This is a genomic window from Aerolutibacter ruishenii (assembly GCF_007830115.1).
Taxonomy (GTDB): Bacteria; Pseudomonadota; Gammaproteobacteria; order Xanthomonadales; family Xanthomonadaceae; genus Aerolutibacter; species Aerolutibacter ruishenii.
This window is the reverse complement of record NZ_VLKP01000002.1, coordinates 192,386-210,408: the sequence shown is the minus strand read 5'-3', so window position 1 is coordinate 210,408 and position 18,023 is coordinate 192,386. Positions and strand designations below refer to the sequence as shown.

Below are 18,023 nucleotides of genomic sequence, written 5' to 3'. Positions count from 1 at the left end.
TAGGCGGACGCCGTGCCTTGCCGTCAGCCGAGGATGTCCCGCGCCACCGGGCGGCCGTGGGCGAGAAATTGGCTCACATCCCGTGCTGAAGTTTCATGGAAAGCCGCCGTTAGGATTCAGATACGGGGTACTCCCCGCCCTCCTGACCCACCGATCCGACCATGCCGTCCGACCACGCCGCATCGCTGCCGCCAATCGCCGACCTCGGTATCTCACGTATCAGTGAGCTGCTTGAGGTCCGCAACCTGGGCGAGGGCATTGCCGTGGCGCGGCGGCTGGCACACGCCACGCCCGGCGTCGCGGACGCACGCGTGGTGTTGAAACCGGCAGCCAGTGGAACAGGCGGTCTCCACGACGCCGACAAGCCGGAAACCGTCGCGTGGCAGGCGTGGCAGGACCAGCATCCCAGGCGCTCCACCGACGGGACGTGGCTGGGCATACCGCTTCCCCACAGCGGCGCCGTGCTGCTCCTTCGACTGGAGGACCCCGAAGACCCCGAGGGCACCGGGGCCGTGATCGCCGCACTGGGCGCCCTGCCCGGCGCCATCGACCAATGCCTGCGGGGCCTGCTCCGGGTCATGGAACTGGAGAACTCGGTGGTCCGCCTGGAGCACTCCGAGCAGTTGCAGCGCGCGTTGTTCGCCATCTCCGACCTGGCCGGTTCCGGCCGTGACATGCCCGAGCTGCTACGCGGCATCCATGCCATCGTCGGCACGCTGATGTACGCCGAGAACCTGTTCATCGTGCTGTACGACGAGGCCAGCGATGCCGCCCAGCTGCTGTACTTCGTCGACGTCAAGGATCCGGCCCCGGCGCCGGGCGAGCAATTCGCGCTGGATGAGATCGAGCACTCGCTGACCTGGTACGTGATCCGCAAGGGCATGGCCCTGCGCGGCGCCACCGACCAGATCCATCGCCAGTTGGAGGGACCGGTGCGACGGATCGGCACCGACGCGTTCGACTGGCTGGGCGTACCGCTGCTGGGCGACGGCCAGGTGCGCGGCGCACTGGTGGTGCAGAGCTATGAGCCCGGCATGTCGTACACCGGCGAGGACCAGGCGCTGCTGGCGTTCGTGGGCAGCCACCTGCTGACCGCACTGGACCGGCGACGCAGCACCGAGGCGCTGGAGCACAACGTGCGCCTGCGCACCGTGGAGTTGGCCGAGGCCAACCGTGGCCTGCAGCAGGAGATCGTCGAGCGCCAGCGCGCCGAGCGCCTGCAGGCCGCTTTGTTCCAGATCGCCGATCTGGCCAACGCGGACCTGGACGAGCGCGCGTTCTACTACCGCATCCACGAGGTGGTGTGGCAGCTGATCGAGGCGCGCAACTTCTTCATCGCGCTGCTGGACGACGAACGGCGCACGCTGCAGTTCGCGTATTTCGCCGACGAGCTGGACGCGGTTCCGGAGCCGCGGATCCCGGGCCAGGGCCTGACCGAGTACGTGATGCGCCAGGGCCAGCCGCAGCTGCTGGCCACCAGCGACATCTTCGACCTGCACCGCCGCAGGCAGCTGGACCTTGCGCTGATTGGCCCGGTGCCGGTGTCGTGGTTGGGCGTGCCACTGCGCTTTGGCGATGAAATCGGCGGCGTGGTCGCGGTGCGCAGCTACGACGGGGCGGTGGGCTACGGCACCACCGACCAGGAGTTGCTGGAGTTCGTCGCCTCGCAGATTGCCAGCGTGCTCAATCGTCGCCGGGCCACCCGGATCCGCGAGCAGGCCTACGCGCAACTGGAAGACCGGGTGCAGGAGCGTACCCGCGAGCTGCGTCGCGAGATCGGCGAGCGCGAACGCATCCAGCGCCAGCTGGAACACGAGGTGCAGCACGACGCGCTGACCGGCCTGCCCAACCGCGGCGTGCTGCAGCAGCGGCTGGAGCGCGCGCTGGAGGACATGCACGAGCAGGATGGGCCGCGCTGTGCGCTGCTGTACCTGGACGTGGACCGCTTCAAGGTCATCAACGACAGCCTCGGCCACAGCGGCGGCGATGAGTTCCTGCAGCAGGTATCGCGGCGCATGGTGCGCTGTGTGCGCGAACCGGACGTGGTCGCGCGCCTGGCCGGCGACGAGTTCGCGATCCTGCTGGTCGACATCGCCACGCCCGAGGTGGCGGTGCGGGTGGCCAAGCGACTGCTCGAACTGCTGTCCGAGCCGCTGCAGATCGGTGGCAAGACGCTGTCGCCGTCGGCCAGCATCGGCATCGCGGTGGCCGGCGATGGTTACCACAATGCAAGCGAACTGCTGCGCGACGCCGACCTGGCGCTGTACCGGGCCAAGGCCCTGGGCCGCAAGCAGTACGCGCTGTTCGACGACTCGCTCAAGCACCGCACCACGGACGTGCTCACGGTCGAGGCGGAGCTGCACGAGGCCCTGCACAACGACCACTTCGAGCCGTTCTTCCAGCCGATCGTGCGCCTGTCCACCGGCGAGGTCGTGGGCCACGAGGCGCTGCTGCGTTGGCGCCACCCCACCCGCGGCGTGCTGGCCCCGGACAGCTTCCTGTCCGTGGCCGAGGACAGCGGCGCGATCGACGCCATCGATTGGCGCATGTTCGAACTCAGCTGCCACCTGGCCGCGCAGCAACCGGGCGATACCTACCTCACCATCAACGTCTCGCCGCGCCACTTCCGCGACGCGCATTTCGACCGGCGCCTGCTCGACGTGCTGGCGCGCACCGGGTTGCCGCCCGCGCGGTTGCTGACCGAGGTGACCGAAGGCTCGCTGCTGGACAACAGCGACCACGTGCGCGACATCCTGGCGCGGCTGCAGTCGGCCGGCGTGCGCACCGCGCTGGACGACTTCGGTACCGGCTACTCCGCGCTCAGTTACCTGCACACGTTCCCGCTGCGCGTACTCAAGATCGATCGCAGTTTCGTCGCCGAACTTGGCCAGCCGGGCAAGGAGAACATCGTCTCGGTGGTCGCCTCGGTGTTGGCGCTGGCCGGCGCGCTGGGCATGGACGTCATCGCCGAAGGCATCGAGACCGAGTCGCAGCGCCAGGCCCTGCTGGCCCTGGGGTGCGAGTTCGGCCAGGGCTACCTGCTGGGGCGGCCGGCGGCGGTCACGCTGCCCGCCGTGGTCGCATCGCCGGCAGCGGCGGCGACCGTCAGCGCGGCGCCATGATCGCGCGCGCCACCGCCTCGGCCACGCGGATGCCGTCCACGCCCGCCGAGAGGATGCCGCCGGCATAGCCGGCGCCTTCGCCGGCCGGATACAGGCCGCGGGTGTTGAGGCTCTGCAGATCTTCACCGCGGGTGATTCGTACTGGTGACGAAGTGCGTGTCTCCACGCCGGTCAGCACCGCATCGGCGCGGTCGAAGCCCTTGATCTGCTTCCCGAATGCCGGCAACGCCTCGCGGATCGCGTCGATGGCGTAGCGCGGCAGCGCGGTCTCGAGGTTGGTCAGGTGCACGCCGGGCTTGTACGACGGCTGCACCTCGCCGAACGCGGTGGATGCACGGTTGGCGATGAAGTCGCCGACCAGCTGGCCCGGCGCATCGTAGGTGCGTCCACCCAGCTCATACGCCAGCGATTCGAAGTGCCGCTGCAGCGCCACGCCCGCCAGCGGCGAGCCGCTGTTGTCGTACTCGGCGAAGTCCGCCGGTTCGATGCCGACCACGATGCCGGCGTTGGCATTGCGCTCGTTGCGCGAATACTGGCTCATGCCGTTGGTCACCACCCGGCCCGGTTCGCTGGTCGCGGCCACCACCGTGCCGCCGGGGCACATGCAGAAGCTGTACACCGCGCGCCCGTTCCTGGCGTGGTGCACCAGCTTGTAGTCGGCCGCGCCCAGCAGCGGATGCCCGGCCTGCGGGCCGAAGCGCGCTCGGTCGATCAGCGACTGCGGGTGCTCGATGCGGAAGCCGACCGAGAACGGCTTGGCCTCCATGTGCACGCCGCGGGCGTGCAACATCTCGAAGCTGTCGCGCGCGCTGTGGCCCAGCGCCATCACCACGTGGCCGCTGTGCAGTTCGCTGCCGTCGGACAGTTTCACGCCGCGCACGTGGCGCACGCCTTCGGCGTCAGTCTCCACCAGCAGGTCGTCCACGCGCGCGGAGAAGCGGATCTCGCCGCCCAGGCGGAGGATCTCTTCGCGCATCGACTGGATCATCGACACCAGGCGGAAGGTGCCGATGTGCGGCTTGCTGACGTATTCGATCTCCTCCGGCGCGCCGGCCAGCACGAACTCGCGCAGCACCTTGCGCCCGCGGTGTTCCTTGTCGCTGATCTGGCTGTACAGCTTGCCGTCGGAGAAGGTGCCGGCGCCGCCTTCGCCAAACTGCACGTTGGATTCGGGCGTCAGCTCGCGCTTGCGCCACAGGCCCCAGGTGTCCTGGGTGCGTTCGCGCACGGCCTTGCCGCGCTCCAGCACGATCGGGCGGAAGCCCATCTGCGCCAGCAGCAGCGCGGCGAACAGGCCGCAGGGGCCGAAGCCGACCACGATGGGACGCTCCGTCAGCCCGTCGGGGGCGTGGGTGACGAGTTTGTAGGTGGTGTCGGGGGTGGGACCGAGTTTGGGTTGGCCCTTCGACTCGCCTTTGCGGGCCGAGGCGCCCGGTGCAGCGCCGGATACCCCGCTTGGGGCACTGTCTGCAGCGGCGTGTTCGCGCGCCAGCAACTCGGCTGCGCGGGGAGTGTCGACGTCGAGGGTGTAGATCAGCTGGATGTCGCCGCGCTTGCGCGCGTCGTGGCCGCGGCGGAACACGTGCACGCTCGCCGGCTCGTCGGCGCGCAGGCCCAGCCGCGCGCGCACTGCCGCTTCCAGCGCCTCGGGCGGATGGTCGAGGGGCAGCTTGAGGTCGGTGATGCGGAGCATTTGCGGCGGCCGGGGGTGCGGTCCGCCATTTTACGGGTGAGGGCGGGCGCAAGGTGCCAAGGTCGCGCTTCGGGTGGGCACGGGGTGAGTTTGACCCTGCGCCCTGAGGGGGTGAGGGGGCGGTCCGCGCCCCCGGATGGGGACGCGGTGTTGGGTGGGTCAGTTGGCGCTGCGCTTGAACGCGATCTGCTGGCCGTTCTGGTGCAGGGTCACGGTCTCCGGCATGCCGCTGGCCGGGCTGAACTCCAACGTGGCGTCCACCACGGTGGGGTAGAAGCGGTCGGCGGATTCGGCCTGCAGCGGCAACACCGGCTGGCTGCCGAGCTGGGCGTGCAGGGCGCCGTCGGCCACGGTGATCAGCATCGGCATGCCGTTGAACTCGTAGCGGCCCACCAGGCGTTGCAGGGCCGGTGCCGGCAGCTGCACCGAAGCGCGGTCGGCCGGTAGCGGTTCCTTGCTCAATGCCACCACCGTGCCCGGGCCTTCGCCCTCGGGGTAGAAGCGCATCGAGGTGATCTTGCCGGTGGCGTCGCGCAGCACGTCAAAGCGGTTGAAGCCGTCTTCGTACAGGAAGGTGTCCTGGGCAATCGAGGTCAGCTCCGCGCGTTGGCCGCCGGTGCGCTGGCCGGTGAGCTTGCCGTCCACCACGCGCAGGGTACGGGTGGTCTTGTCGTCGATGCGGTACACGCCTTCGTACTGCTTGAGCGTGGCCGCGTCGATGGCGATCGGCGAGGGCGTGGGGTACGGATCGCCAAGGGTGAAGGCGGCCAGGCGACGCGCCATTTCGCTGGGGCCTTCGTGCTCGCCGCGCGAGCCCTGGCCGTTCTGCAGCACCACCACGCCGATGTCGGGGCCGGGCAGGTAGTTGAGCGTGGTGGAGAAGCCGAAGATGCCACCGCCGTGCGACAACATCGGCCGCCCACGCAGGGTGCCGGTGGTGATGCCGTAGCCGTACTTGTTGTCCACCGCCTTGCCTTCGGGCGTGATCATCGCGGTGTAGGTGGCGTCCTTGAACAGGCGGCCTTCGTGCAGCGCGCGATTCCACTTCTGCAGATCGTCCACCGACGACACCAGCGCACCGGCCGCATGCGGCTGGGTCATGCTGATCGGCGGCGCATCGACCACCTTGTCGCCTTCCCACGCATAGCCATGCACCTGGCGGGCGACGATGGCGGGGTCATGGCCATAGCCGGTGTGGCTCATCCCCAGCGGGGCGAAGAATTCCTGGTGCAGAAACCGGTGCCACGGCATGCCGCTGGCGGCTTCGATCACCGCGCCCACCAGCACGTAGCCGGAGTTGTTGTAGCGCCAGCCCTCGCCCGGGGCGAAGTCGGGCTTCTCGTTCTTGAACACGTCGATCAGCTGCGCCGTGGTGACGTCCTTGCGGATCGGGCCGTCCATCATCCCGGGCATGTCGGTGTAGCTGCGGATGCCGGAGGTGTGGTTGAGCAGTTGGCGCACGCTGACCGCATCACCGTTGGGATAGCCGGGCAGGTACCGGGTAAGCGGGTCGTCGAGCGCGACCTTGCCCTGCTCGACCAGGCGCAGCACGCCGGCCGCGGCGAACTGCTTGCTGACCGAGGCGATGCGGAACATCGCGTCGGCGGTCAGCGGATTGGCGGCGCTCATGTCGGCGCGGCCGATGGAACCGCGGTACAGCACCTGGTCGCCGCGGGTCACCAGCACCGCGGCGCCAGGGCCGGCGGGGTCGTAGGTTTTTGCCAGCATCTGTGCGGCGTAGCGCGCGACGGCGGCCGGCGTGGGCACCGTGCTTGCTTCGGCAGCAGGCACCGGCACGGTGGCCGGGGCCGCGGTCGAAGCGGCGGCATGGGCGAGGACACTGATTCGCGACGTCGGCGCGGGCGTGGCGGCAAACCCGCTGCCAACCATCGTTGCGGCCAGGGCGAGGGTGAGCAGCGAGGTGGCAGGTGACAACGGGCGCATCGGCAATCCTCCTTGAGTGGATGGCCTCGCACGGTGCGCCGTGGGTGGCGGCCGCGTTTGGCGTCCGCTACAGCCTACGGCGATTCGGTGCCGATGACGGCCTGCCGGATGGCACGGGGCCGCTTGGCACGGTCGCCATGCCTCCAAACCCGGAGCGGCTGCCAACGCATCGCCCCGGGGAGCGGTCACGCTCCCTCGGGGCGAGCGCCCCAGCCTCAGTGGTGCTTCTGTCCATCGTGTTTCTGACCGCCATGGTGCTGGCCATCATGGTGACGACCGCCACGGCCGCCCATCTTCGGCGCCTTGGCCATCTCCTCGCGGCTGATGGCGCCATCCTTGTTGGTGTCCATCTGCGCGAAGCGCTCGTCGGCATGCTGCTTGCGGCGGGCTTCCATCTCGGCGCGACGCACTTCGTGCGCGGCATCGAGCTCGGCGCGGGTCAGCTTGCCGTCGCGGTTGGCGTCGGCCTTGGTGAACCATTCGTCGCTGCGCGCAGCGTGGCGGGCCTGGCGGTCCTTCTGGTCAAGGAAGCCGTCCTTGTCGGCATCCATTTCGGCAAAGCGCTGCGCCAGCGCGGGGCGGGCCTCGGCTTCCTTGCGGCTGATGCGACCGTCCTTGTCGGTGTCCAGTTGCATCATGCGGTCGCCGTGCATGCGGTGCGGGCGGGCGCCGTCGGTGGCGTTCTGGGCGATGGCAAGGCCCGACACCGTCGCGGCCGTCAGGGCAAGGGCAAGCAGGGTGGTGCGGTTCATGTGGCGATCCTCGGTGGCGCCGGCGACGTGCCGGGCATGTACCGGTTAACGCCACAGCCGCATCGCCGTTGACGGCGCATCCACGCCGTTCAGCGCGCGGTCGGCATCACGGCAGCTTGCGCCACACCCGGCAGCGGTTGTTGGCGGGCATCGCCAGGTCTTCTTCCAGCACCAGGCCGACGGTCGCGGCCAACGCATCCACCGCGGCGGCGTCGCGGATCGCCGAGCGCGGATCGCGCGCCTGCAGCCACGCATCGAACTCGCGGTTGCTGTCGCTGGTGTACCTGCCGTCGTAGTTGAACGGGCCGTACACCACCAGCACACCGCCCGGCGCGAGCACGCGCGCCACGCCGTCGAAGAACGCCTGCACCTCCGGCCAGCCCATGATGTGCAGGGTGTTGGCGCTGAACACCGCATCGAAGGTCTGCGTGGGCCACGGCCCTGCAGCGACATCGAGTTGCAGCGGGACGGGGGTGTTGGCCAGCGCCGCGTCATCCAGCCACAGCGCGATGCCCGGCAGGTTGTCCGCGCGGTCGCTGCACTGCCACTGCAGCCACGGCATGGCTGCGGCGAAGTGCACGGCGTGCTGGCCGGTGCCGCTGCCGATCTCCAGTACGCGGCGGGCATCGGCCAGGCGTGGCTGCAGCACCGCCAGGATCGGGTCGCGGTTGCGCTCGCAGGCGGGGGCGTGGGGTTTGTCCATCGGCGTGCGTTCCACTCTGGGGGACGGGGTCGGCGCGAGCAACGGCACGGTCGGTCGCAGCCGGTGCGACGGCGCGGCCTTTACATGCTGATCACCCTCACCCCCGCATTGTCGCCGCAAGCCCCGCCGGAGTCCCCGCCATGGCCTCACCCCGCACCGCCGACACCCGCCTGCCCCTGGTTCCGCTGGCGGTCCTGCTCGCCTCGATGGTGGCCTGCAGCACCATGCCCGCCGAGCCGCCGATGGACGCCCCGCCGGTGGGCGTGTGCAACGCGCAGGCCGCCAGCTGGGCCATCGGCCGCGCACCCACGCAGGACGTGGTGGACCGCGCCACCCGTGACAGCGGCGCCAAGCTCTCGCGCGTGCTGCGTCCCGGTCAGGTGGTGACGATGGAATACCGCGCCGAACGCCTCAACATCGACGTCAACGAACGCGAGGCGATCACAGGATTGCGGTGCGGTTGACCATGCCGGTGTCGGGCCGTCCGCCGCGCACCAGGGCGGCGGCCCCGTTACATCCCAGGAAGCGCGAGCCTTTCAGCCACTTGTCGTTCTTCGCATAGGCGAAGACCAGCTGGCCCTGCTTGAGCGTGTCGATCATCGGCCGCGCCACTTCCGGGCGCACCGCCGGGCAGCCGAAGCTGCGCCCCAGCCGGCCCTGCACGTGTGCCTGCCGCGGGTTCACGTACGGCGCGCCGTGCATGACGATCAGGCGGTCGCGCGCCTTGTCGTTCCAGCCCGGCTCGTGGCCGTCCATGCGCAGCGAGTAGCCGTTGCCGCCCATGTAGGTTTCGGCGGTGGTGAACAGGCCCAGGCTGGTCTGGTGGCTGCCGTCGGTGTTGGAGAACGCGGTGGCCAGGTTCTCGCCGCTGCCACGGCCATGGGCCACGTGTTCGTCGTACAGCAGGCTTGCCTTGGTCAGGTCGAACACCCATAGCCGGCGCTCGGTCGACGGGCGCGAGTAGTCGATCACCGCCAGCCGGGTGGCGTCGGTGCCGGTGCCCACGCGGCCGGCGCAGGTACGGGCTTCCAGTGCCAGTGCCAGCACTTCGGGATTGGCTTCCGGCGCAGCCTTGGCCAACCGCTGCAGCAACGTGGGCTGGACGGGGGCGCTGGCTACGACGGGGAGCCCGGCGTCGGCAGGGGCGACGACCGCGGGCGCGGTGGACGGTGGCGGTGCGACGGGCGGAATGGCCGCGGCGATGGACGTCCTTGCCGAAGGCGCGACGCATCCCGCTGCCAGCACTGCCATGAGCAGGGCCAGGGGGGATTTGGTCATGCGGGGAGGTTACATGATGATCGCGTCAAGGGTGTTCAGCTTGCTGACCGGCCGGGTCAGGTTGCACGGCATCGTCTTCTGCGTCCGCTGCATCGTCCTGGCCACGGATCACGGTCAGGCCGGTACTGGCGCCGCGCGCCTGCAGCGGCTCGTCGGTCACCACCATGGTGGCGCCGGGCGTCAGCGCTTCGTACACCAGCTGGCTGAACACCGGGGGCACCATCAGGCGCTCACCGCGGATCGCCGTCTGCAGGCCCTGGTGCAGGTCGGGCGTGGCCCCGGGCACCTCCACCTGCAACCAGCGCAGCGGCGGCCGGCCGGGCGCCAGTGTGTTGGGCCCGTCGCCCTGCCCGTCCAGCAGCACGTAGGCATGGGTGCCGCTCAGCGGATCGCCGGTCAGGGTCACGGCGGCACGGCCGATCTCGGTGCCACCGCGCATCACCACCACTTCCTCGTCGCGGGTGCTGAACACCAGGGTGATCGGCCCGTCGCTGGCACGCTCCGGCGTCCAGCTGAACTGGCCCTTCGGGAGGGCCTTCGCGGTCGCGCGCGCGTGACCGGTGGAGGCGTCCACCGGCGCGAACAGGCCGGGTGAAACCACGTCCGGCGCGTGCGAGGCGGCGTTGGCCACCACCACGGTCATGCCATGCGAGGTGACGTCGAACAGCTTCTTCGAGAACTCCAGCGGCAGGCGCACGCAACCGTGCGAGGCCGGGTAGCCGGGCACGCGGCCGGCGTGCAGCGCGACGCCATCCCACGTCAGGCGCTGCATGTACGGCATCGGCGCGTTGTCATACAGGTTGGAGTAGTGCTCCTTGCGTTTCTGCAGGATGGTGAACACGCCGGTCGGTGTCTCGTAGCCCTTCTTGCCGCTGCTCACCGTGGACGCGCCGATGCGCACGCCGTTGCGGTACACGTAGGCCATCTGCTCGGGCAGGCTGATCACGATCACCACCGGGCCCTGCGGGGCCAGTTCCGGCGTCCACAGGTACTCGCCGGGCTTGAGCGCCAGCGTCGGGGCCTCGCGCGCGGGCGTGGCGGGTTCGGTCGCCGGTGCAGCAACCGGCGCGATCACCGCCTTCGCCGCGGCGTCCTGGGTGGCGGCGGATGTTGCGGTCGCCTTGGGCGTTGCGGCTGTCCTGGGCGTGGACGTCGCCTCGGACGTTGTCGAAGTTGTCGCCGGTGCCGGGGGCGTTGCCGCCGCCGGAGGCGCGGCCAGTGCCGGTGCGGTCAATGCAACGGCCAATGCCGCCGCCAGCACCACAATGGGAGGATGCCCGGGCCTTGCGCAGCAAACGCGAGGGGTGGGACTGGACATGGATGCACGCTCCTTCTGGCACTACGGTAACCGGCCGGCACACCGGCGGGCTTGATCCCCCTCAAGCCGCCACCGCCAGGTTGCCGTGGGTTTAGACTGCAGCCACACCGCTGCAGGGAGCAGGACGATGCGTCACCACCACTGGCTGTTGGCCGCCGTCGTGTTGCTGGGGTTGTGGACGTGGTCCAAGCGCGTGGACAACCCGGACACGACGCCACCGGCACCCGCATCGCAACCGGCCACACAACCCGCGCCGCAGGCGCCGGGTCCCGTGGGCACGCCATCCGGGCCGGCCGACACCGCACCGCAGCCCGCGGCCGCAACCGGCCGCACCGGCACCGCCGCGTATCCCGCGTTCATTCCACCCGAAGCGCATCCGGTGCTGGAGGCCATCGCCCGCGGCGGCCCGTACCACTACCGGCAGGACGGCAACGTGTTCCAGAACCGCGAACGCCGCCTGCCGGCGCAGCCGCGCGGCTATTACCACGAGTTCACCGTCGACACGCCCGGCTCCGACGACCGCGGCGCGCGGCGCATCGTCACCGGCGGCAATCCGCCGGTGGAGTACTGGTACACCGACGACCACTACCGTACCTTCCGCCGCTTCGAACCGAACGGAGCGGCACGATGAACGACACCGACCTGCGCAACGTGCTCGCCGACCCGGCGCAGAGCGGCGCCTACTTCGTCGCCGAGGGCGACAGCGCGGCGATGGCCGAGGCCGGCGAAGCGCTGGATTACCACGTCTACCACATCGACCTGGCGGGCTGCCCGGACAAGGTCGAACTGATGGAACGGCTGGCCGCGGCGATGCGCCTGCCGACCTGGTTCGGCGGCACCTGGGATGCGCTGGCCGACGTGCTGGGCGATCTGTCGTGGCAACCGGCGGTGGGCTACCTGCTGCTGATCGAGCACGCCAACGACCTGCGCGACGCGTCGCCGGAAGACTTCGACACGTTGCTGGAAATCCTCAACGAAGCCGCGTTCCGCTGGGCCGAGGACGACCGCCCGTTCTGGGCGATCCTGCCGATGCCGGCCGAGGCGCTGCCCGACGACGAGGACGAATAGGCCCGCCGCACGGGGGAAGCATGCGCGCCATCAAGCCGGCTGGTCAGGTGGCGGATGCACCCGGCGCAGCCCCCGGTTCGTCGTCTGGCGGCACCTTCGCGAACACCCACGCCAGCGCGACCGCGCATGCCAGCAACGCCGCGGCAATGAACCACGGCGCGCTCGGCAGGTGCACCGGCGCGCTCTTGCCGATGAAGTAGCCAAAACTGCCCGCGAACAACGTCGGGCCGATGATGCCCGCCAGGCTGACCAGGCTCATCAGCGCACCCTGGATCCGACCCTGCACCTGCGCGCCCACCTGGCGGGTGATCAGCGCCTGTGTCGACGGCGACGCCAGCGCCCACAGCGCGCTGACCGGGATGCCCAGCCAGAACATCCAGCCCTCGCTGGCGAATCCGTAGATGAGGAACCCGATGACGCCACACGACAGCCCGAACAGCAGCGCGCGCCGTTCGCCGAACGCCTTGACCACGCGCCCGACCAGCGCACCGTTGACGATCACGCTGCACACGCCCACCACCGCCAGCACCCACGCCACGTCGCGCGGGCCCCAGTCGAAGCGATAGTCGGCGAACAGCACGAACACGCTCGGGTACACGTAGTGCGCCAGGTTGGCGATGAACACCACCGCCGCCAGCCCGAACACCTGCGGGTACTGCTTGAGCAGCAGCAATGAGCCGACCGGGTTGGCATGCGACCAGTCGAACTTCGCGCTGCGCTTCTCCGGCGGCAGCGATTCGGGCAGCACGAACCAGCCGTACAGGAAGTTGCACAGCGCCAGCCCGGCGGCGAACCAGAATGGCCAGCGCAGGTTGATCTCGCCCAGCCAGCCACCGATCAGCGGGCCGACGATGAAGCCCAGGCCGAACGCGGCGCCGATCATGCCGAAGCTCTTGGCGCGCTTTTCCGGGGGCGTGACGTCGGCGATGTACGCATTGGCGGTGCTGAAGCTGGCCGAGGTGACGCCCGAGATGATGCGGCCCACCAGCAGCCACGGCAGCGTGTTGGCCAGCGCCATGAAGATGAAGTCGATGCCCAGGCCCAGGCACGACAGCAGGATCACCTTGCGTCGGCCGAAGCGGTCCGACAGCGCGCCCTCGATCGGCGAACACACGAACTGCACCGCGGCGAACACCGTGCCGAACACGCCTACCCAGTAGGCGGCATTGGCGGTGTCGCCGCCGACGAACTGTTCGATCAGGTGCGGCAGCACCGGGATGATCACGCCGAACGACAGCACGTCGATCAGCACGGTGATGAAGATGAACACCAGCGCGGCCTTCCGCACGCGTGGAGCAACGGATTCGGTCACGGACACTCGCGGGGCTCGGGGCGGTCGCGCAGTCTAGCGTGGGCCCGTGGAGCGCACTTTCCCGCACGGCTGGCGGCACTCGAAGGGCCATGGGTCGTTGCGCCGGAAACTATTTCAGATTCAACTATTTACGCATTTGCGGCGCTGCACAAATTGTGCTTTATTCGGGTCATACACGGACACGTTGGGTCTGTCGCGCCGAAACCCCGGGCGCGACGGACGGGCGTGCCCTGCTCCAGTGCCATCGCCATGATCGCCTCATGGCGAACACGTCACCCGAGGAACCGCCATGTCCACCGCCACCCGCATGCCGCTGTACGACCCGCGCGACGAACACGACGCGTGCGGCTTCGGCCTGATCGCGCACCTGGACGACACGCCCAGCCGCGCCATCGTCGAGCGCGGCATCGAGGCGCTGGTGCGCATGACCCACCGCGGTGGCGTGGCCCGTGACGGCCTCAGCGGCGACGGCTGCGGCCTGCTGCTGCGCCAGCCCACCGCGTTCCTGCGCCGGCTGGCCGAGGAAAGCGGCATCGCGGTGCGCGGCCACTTCGCGTCCGGGCTGGTGTTCATGCCGCACGACGCGGACGAAGCGGCGCGCGCACGCGACACGCTCGCCGTGTTGCTGCAGGACGAAAAGCTCGCGGTCGCCGGCTGGCGCGAGGTGCCGGTGGACCCGTCCGCGTGCGGCGCATTGGCGCAGGCGTCGATGCCGCGCATCGAACAGGTGTTCGTCACCCCGACCGGCGGCTTCGACGCGGTCGGCTTCGAGCGCTCGCTGTTCCTCGCCCGCCGCCGCGCCGAGCAGCAGCTGCAGGACCTGGCCGACTTCTACGTGGTCAGCCTGTCGGCGGCGAGCATCGGCTACAAGGGCATGGTGCTGCCCGACCGCCTGGCGCAGTTCTACCCCGACCTGCAGCGCGCCGACCTGGCCGCCAGCGCCGTCGTCTTCCACCAGCGCTTCTCCACCAACACCACGCCGCGGTGGCCGCTGGCGCAACCGTTCCGCCTGCTGGCGCACAACGGCGAGATCAACACCATCGCCGGCAACCGTGCCTGGGCGCAGGCGCGCGCGCACGTGTGGCGCACCCCGGCGCTGGACCTGCGCGAGTTCGATCCGGTGATCACCACCAGCGGCTCGGACTCGCAGAGCCTGGACGACATGCTCGCGCTGCTGCAGGCCGGCGGCATGGACCTGCTCAAGGCGATGCGCATCCTGATCCCGCCGGCCACGCAGTCGCTGGAATACAAGGACGCCGACCTCGCTGCGTTCTACGAGTACTACGCGCTCAACACCGAGCCGTGGGACGGCCCCGCCGGCATCGTCACCCTGGATGCGCGCTACGCCGCGTGCACGCTCGACCGCAACGGCCTGCGCCCGGCGCGCTGGCTGCGCACCCGCGACCGCCATTTCCTCATCGCCTCCGAAGCGGGCGTGTGGGAACTGCCGCCCGAGGAGATCGAGGCCAAGGGCAAGCTCGGTCCGGGCGAGATGATCGCCGCCGACCTGTATTCCGGCGAACTGCTCGACAGCGAGGCCATCGACGCGATCAACCGCGCACGCGCGCCGTACAAGCGCTGGCTCAAGCAGGGCACCACCCACCTGCAGACCGAGCTGATCGACCCCAACCTGACCGCCGACCCGTTCGACGCGGAGACGCTGGAAGGTTTCCAGAAGCTGTTCCAGCTCACCCGCGAGGAACGCGAGCTGGTGCTGCGGCCGATGGCCGAACTCGAGCAGGAAGCCACCGGCTCGATGGGCGACGACGTGCCGATGGCGGTGCTCAGCCAGCGCGTGCGCCCGTTGTACGACTGCTTCCGCCAGGCCTTCGCGCAGGTCACCAACCCGCCGATCGATCCATTGCGCGAGGACTGCGTGATGTCGCTGTCCACGCAGATCGGCCGCGAGGGCAACGTGTTCGTCGACGGTCCGGGCAACGTCAACCACGTGGTGCTCAACTCGCCGATCCTCGCCCAGCGCAAGGTCAAGCAGCTGCTGTCGATGGCGCCGTACGACAGCTCGCACCACTACCTCGACCTCAACTACCGGCCCGAGGAAGGGCTGGAGGCCGCGCTGCGCCGCCTCTGCACCGAGGCCGAAGCGGCCGTACGCGAAGGCCACGTGCTGCTGGTCCTCACCGATCGCCGTCCGCAACGCGGCAGCGTGATGATGCATGCGCTGCTCGCCACCGGCGCCGTGCACCAGCACCTGGTGCGCACCGGGCTGCGTTGCGACAGCAACCTGATCGTCGAGACCGGCACCGCGCGCGATGCGCACCACTTCGCCTGCCTGATCGGTTTCGGCGCCACCGCGGTGTACCCGTACCTCGCGTACCAGACCCTGCACGACCTCGGCACGCGCGGCATCCTCAACACCGCCAGCGGCGAAGTCACCGAGATCGGCCGCAGCTACCGCCGCGCGATCAAGAAGGGCCTGCTCAAGATCATCTCCAAGATGGGCATCAGCACCATCGGCAGCTACCGCGGCGCCCAATTGTTCGAGATCATCGGTCTCGACAAGGACGTGGTCGAGCTGTGCTTTGGCGGCACCGCGGCGCGCATCGGCGGCGCCGGCTTCGACGCGCTGCAGGCCGACGCCGAACTGCTCGCCTCGCAGGCGTGGGATGCGACCACACCACCGGAGATCGGCGGCCTGCTGCGCTACGTGCCCGGTGGCGAATACCACCTGTTCAACCCCGACGTGGTCACCCGCCTGCAGCGCGCGGTGCACACCGGCGACTGGGCCGACTGGCACCACTACGCCACCGCGGTCAACGAGCGGCCGACGGCGGCGATGCGGGATTTGCTTCAACTGCGCACCGCCGCCACGCCCCTCGCGCTGGACGAAGTGGAACCGGTGGAAGCGATTGTGCGTCGCTTTGACACGGCGGCGATGAGCCTGGGCGCGCTGTCGCCGGAAGCGCATGAAGCGCTCGCCATCGCGATGAACCGTCTGGGCGGACGCAGCAACTCCGGCGAAGGCGGCGAAGACCCGGTGCGCTATGGCACCGACAAGGTGTCGAAGATCAAGCAGATCGCCTCCGGCCGCTTCGGCGTCACCCCGGAGTACCTGGTCAACGCCGAGGTGCTGCAGATCAAGATGGCGCAGGGCGCCAAGCCCGGCGAAGGCGGCCAGCTGCCCGGCCACAAGGTCAACACGATGATCGCGCAGCTGCGCTACGCGCGGCCGGGCATCGGCCTGATCTCGCCGCCGCCGCACCACGACATCTATTCGATCGAGGACCTCGCGCAGCTGATCTACGACCTCAAGCAGGTCAACCCCCAGGCGCTGATCTCGGTGAAGCTGGTCTCGCACGCGGGCGTGGGCACGATTGCCGCGGGCGTGGCCAAGGCCGGCGCGGATCTCGTCACCATCTCCGGCCACGACGGCGGCACCGGCGCGAGCCCGCTGTCGTCGATCCGCTACGCCGGCACGCCGTGGGAACTGGGCCTGTCGGAAGCGCGGCAGGCGCTGCTGGCCAACGACCTGCGCGACCGCGTGATCGTGCAGGCCGACGGCGGGCTCAAGAGCGGCCTGGACGTGGTCAAAGCCGCGCTGCTCGGCGCGGAGACCTTCGGCTTCGGCACCGCGCCGATGATCGCGCTGGGCTGCAAGTACCTGCGCATCTGCCACCTCAACAACTGCGCCACCGGCATCGCTACCCAGGACGACGCGCTGCGCCGCGACCACTTCACCGGCCTGCCCGAGCGCGTGGAGAACTTCTTCCGGCTGATGGCCGAGGAAGTGCGCCGCCTGCTGGCGCAGCTGGGCGTGCGCACGCTGGGCGAGATCGTCGGCCGCGTCGATCTGCTGGAGCAGCGCGGCGTGCGCCTGTCGCAGGGTGCGTCCAACGATGCGGCCGGTCCGCGCCAGCGCCACCTCGACCTGTCGCCGCTGCTGGCCAGCGACGGCCTGCTGCACGGCGGCCACTGCGGCGTCGCCGCGCCGCGCGAACTGGCCACCGGCCTGGCCGCGCAGCTCGACACCGACCTGCGCGACGCGATCACCCACAAGCGCGGCGGCCGTTTCGAATACGCCATCCGCAACACCGACCGCAGCATCGGCGCGCGCCTGTCCGGGCGCGTGGCGAAGCTGCACGGCAACCACGGCATGGCCGACGCCGCGCTGCACCTGCGCTTCAACGGCACCGCCGGGCAGAGCTTCGGTGCGTTCAACGCCGACGGCCTCAACTTCGAACTGATCGGCGAGGCCAACGACTACGTCGGCAAGGGCATGGCCGGCGGCCGCATCGTGCTGCGTCCGCCGCAGGGCGCGCGCTGGCCGGCGCACGAGTCGCCGATCCTCGGCAACACCTGTCTGTACGGTGCCACCGGCGGCGAGCTGTACGCGGCCGGCCGCGCCGGCGAACGCTTCGCGGTGCGCAATTCCGGCGCCACCGCGGTGGTGGAAGGCGCGGGCGACCACTGCTGCGAGTACATGACCGGCGGCGTGGTGGTGGTGCTGGGCCGGACCGGCCTGAACTTCGGCGCCGGCTTCACCGGCGGCATGGCCTACGTGCTCGACACCGACCGCGACTTCGTCGACCGCTACAACCACGAACTGGTCGACATCCTGCGCATCGCCGGCGACGGCTTCGAACACCACCGCGCGCACCTGCGCGGCCTGCTCGAAGCGCACCTCGCACACACCGGCAGCGCCTACGCGCTGCGCGTGCTCAGCGACATGCGCGACTTCATGGGCAAGTTCTGGCTGGTCAAACCCAAGGCCGCCAGCCTCGCCTCGCTGGTCGAGAACCTGCGGAGGGCCGCATGAGCCACGCCCTCCGCCATGCGTGCGCGTCCCGCCGCGCCGCGCTCCGTTGCCACCCGATG

Annotated in this window: 12 protein-coding genes; 5 read left to right on the top strand and 7 right to left on the bottom strand. The window is 69.9% G+C overall.

All coding sequences use genetic code 11. The features are described 5' to 3' along the window. The first annotated feature begins 161 nt into the window (after positions 1-161). Positions 162-3,122, top strand: a complete 2,961-nt coding sequence (locus IP93_RS03245; protein WP_144811933.1) for a GGDEF domain-containing protein — start codon at positions 162-164, stop codon at positions 3,120-3,122. Here the strand turns inward: IP93_RS03245 and IP93_RS03240 are convergent. The 4 genes from IP93_RS03240 to IP93_RS03225 form a co-directional block, all read right to left on the bottom strand. After that, on the bottom strand, positions 3,106-4,815 hold the full coding sequence (locus IP93_RS03240; protein WP_144811930.1) for an NAD(P)/FAD-dependent oxidoreductase: 1,710 nt from the start codon (positions 4,813-4,815) through the stop codon (positions 3,106-3,108). The genes IP93_RS03245 and IP93_RS03240 overlap by 17 nt on opposite strands. Before the next feature lie 159 nt (positions 4,816-4,974). Next, positions 4,975-6,759, bottom strand: coding sequence for a serine hydrolase (locus IP93_RS03235; protein WP_144811927.1), 1,785 nt, complete (start codon positions 6,757-6,759; stop codon positions 4,975-4,977). A gap of 215 nt (positions 6,760-6,974) precedes the next feature. Continuing rightward, complete coding sequence (locus IP93_RS03230; protein ID WP_144811924.1) at positions 6,975-7,511, bottom strand: EF-hand domain-containing protein; 537 nt, start codon at positions 7,509-7,511, stop codon at positions 6,975-6,977. A gap of 106 nt (positions 7,512-7,617) precedes the next feature. Beyond that, a complete protein-coding gene (locus tag IP93_RS03225; protein WP_144811921.1) occupies positions 7,618-8,214 on the bottom strand; it encodes a DUF938 domain-containing protein in 597 nt (198 codons plus the stop codon). Between the two features lie 140 nt (positions 8,215-8,354). On the opposite strand from IP93_RS03225, the gene IP93_RS03220 reads away from it, so the two are divergent. Then, complete coding sequence (locus tag IP93_RS03220; protein WP_144811918.1) at positions 8,355-8,678, top strand: I78 family peptidase inhibitor; 324 nt, start codon at positions 8,355-8,357, stop codon at positions 8,676-8,678. On the opposite strand, the gene IP93_RS03215 is transcribed toward IP93_RS03220, so the two are convergent. Together IP93_RS03215 and IP93_RS03210 are read right to left on the bottom strand one after the other, a co-directional pair. Beyond that, entirely contained in the window at positions 8,656-9,492 is an 837-nt protein-coding gene (locus IP93_RS03215) for a murein L,D-transpeptidase catalytic domain family protein (protein WP_338419400.1), read from the bottom strand. The two genes, IP93_RS03220 and IP93_RS03215, sit on opposite strands and share 23 nt — an antisense overlap. 25 nt (positions 9,493-9,517) lie before the next feature. After that, entirely contained in the window at positions 9,518-10,810 is a 1,293-nt protein-coding gene (locus IP93_RS03210; RefSeq protein ID WP_144811916.1) for a L,D-transpeptidase, read from the bottom strand. 127 nt (positions 10,811-10,937) lie between these two features. Here IP93_RS03210 and IP93_RS03205 point away from each other — a divergent pair, with 127 nt between their 5' ends. Together IP93_RS03205 and IP93_RS03200 are read left to right on the top strand one after the other, a co-directional pair. Beyond that, complete coding sequence (locus IP93_RS03205; RefSeq protein ID WP_144811913.1) at positions 10,938-11,441, top strand: ribonuclease domain-containing protein; 504 nt, start codon at positions 10,938-10,940, stop codon at positions 11,439-11,441. Further along, entirely contained in the window at positions 11,438-11,878 is a 441-nt protein-coding gene (locus IP93_RS03200) for a barstar family protein (RefSeq protein WP_144811910.1), read from the top strand. Before IP93_RS03205 ends, IP93_RS03200 begins: the two co-directional genes overlap by 4 nt. A 43-nt stretch (positions 11,879-11,921) precedes the next feature. Here the strand turns inward: IP93_RS03200 and IP93_RS03195 are convergent, their stop codons facing one another. Beyond that, entirely contained in the window at positions 11,922-13,196 is a 1,275-nt protein-coding gene (locus IP93_RS03195; RefSeq protein WP_144811908.1) for a TCR/Tet family MFS transporter, read from the bottom strand. Between the two features lie 283 nt (positions 13,197-13,479). Here IP93_RS03195 and gltB point away from each other — a divergent pair, with 283 nt between their 5' ends. Continuing rightward, the gene (gene gltB, locus IP93_RS03190) at positions 13,480-17,964 is read left to right on the top strand and encodes a glutamate synthase large subunit (protein ID WP_144811905.1); all 4,485 of its coding nucleotides are present in this window, start codon (positions 13,480-13,482) and stop codon (positions 17,962-17,964) included. Positions 17,965-18,023: the final 59 nt, after the last annotated feature.

Excerpts from the sequence above, each read along its gene's own strand:
- IP93_RS03245 (WP_144811933.1), top strand. The coding sequence starts at position 162 with ATGCCGTCCGACCACGCCGCATCGCTGCCGCCAATCGCCGACCTCGGT.
- IP93_RS03240 (WP_144811930.1), bottom strand. The coding sequence starts at position 4,815 with ATGCTCCGCATCACCGACCTCAAGCTGCCCCTCGACCATCCGCCCGAG.
- IP93_RS03235 (WP_144811927.1), bottom strand. The coding sequence starts at position 6,759 with ATGCGCCCGTTGTCACCTGCCACCTCGCTGCTCACCCTCGCCCTGGCC.
- IP93_RS03230 (WP_144811924.1), bottom strand. The coding sequence starts at position 7,511 with ATGAACCGCACCACCCTGCTTGCCCTTGCCCTGACGGCCGCGACGGTG.
- IP93_RS03225 (WP_144811921.1), bottom strand. The coding sequence starts at position 8,214 with ATGGACAAACCCCACGCCCCCGCCTGCGAGCGCAACCGCGACCCGATC.
- IP93_RS03220 (WP_144811918.1), top strand. The coding sequence starts at position 8,355 with ATGGCCTCACCCCGCACCGCCGACACCCGCCTGCCCCTGGTTCCGCTG.
- IP93_RS03215 (WP_338419400.1), bottom strand. The coding sequence starts at position 9,492 with ATGACCAAATCCCCCCTGGCCCTGCTCATGGCAGTGCTGGCAGCGGGA.
- IP93_RS03210 (WP_144811916.1), bottom strand. The coding sequence starts at position 10,810 with ATGTCCAGTCCCACCCCTCGCGTTTGCTGCGCAAGGCCCGGGCATCCT.
- IP93_RS03205 (WP_144811913.1), top strand. The coding sequence starts at position 10,938 with ATGCGTCACCACCACTGGCTGTTGGCCGCCGTCGTGTTGCTGGGGTTG.
- IP93_RS03200 (WP_144811910.1), top strand. The coding sequence starts at position 11,438 with ATGAACGACACCGACCTGCGCAACGTGCTCGCCGACCCGGCGCAGAGC.
- gltB (WP_144811905.1), top strand. The coding sequence starts at position 13,480 with ATGTCCACCGCCACCCGCATGCCGCTGTACGACCCGCGCGACGAACAC.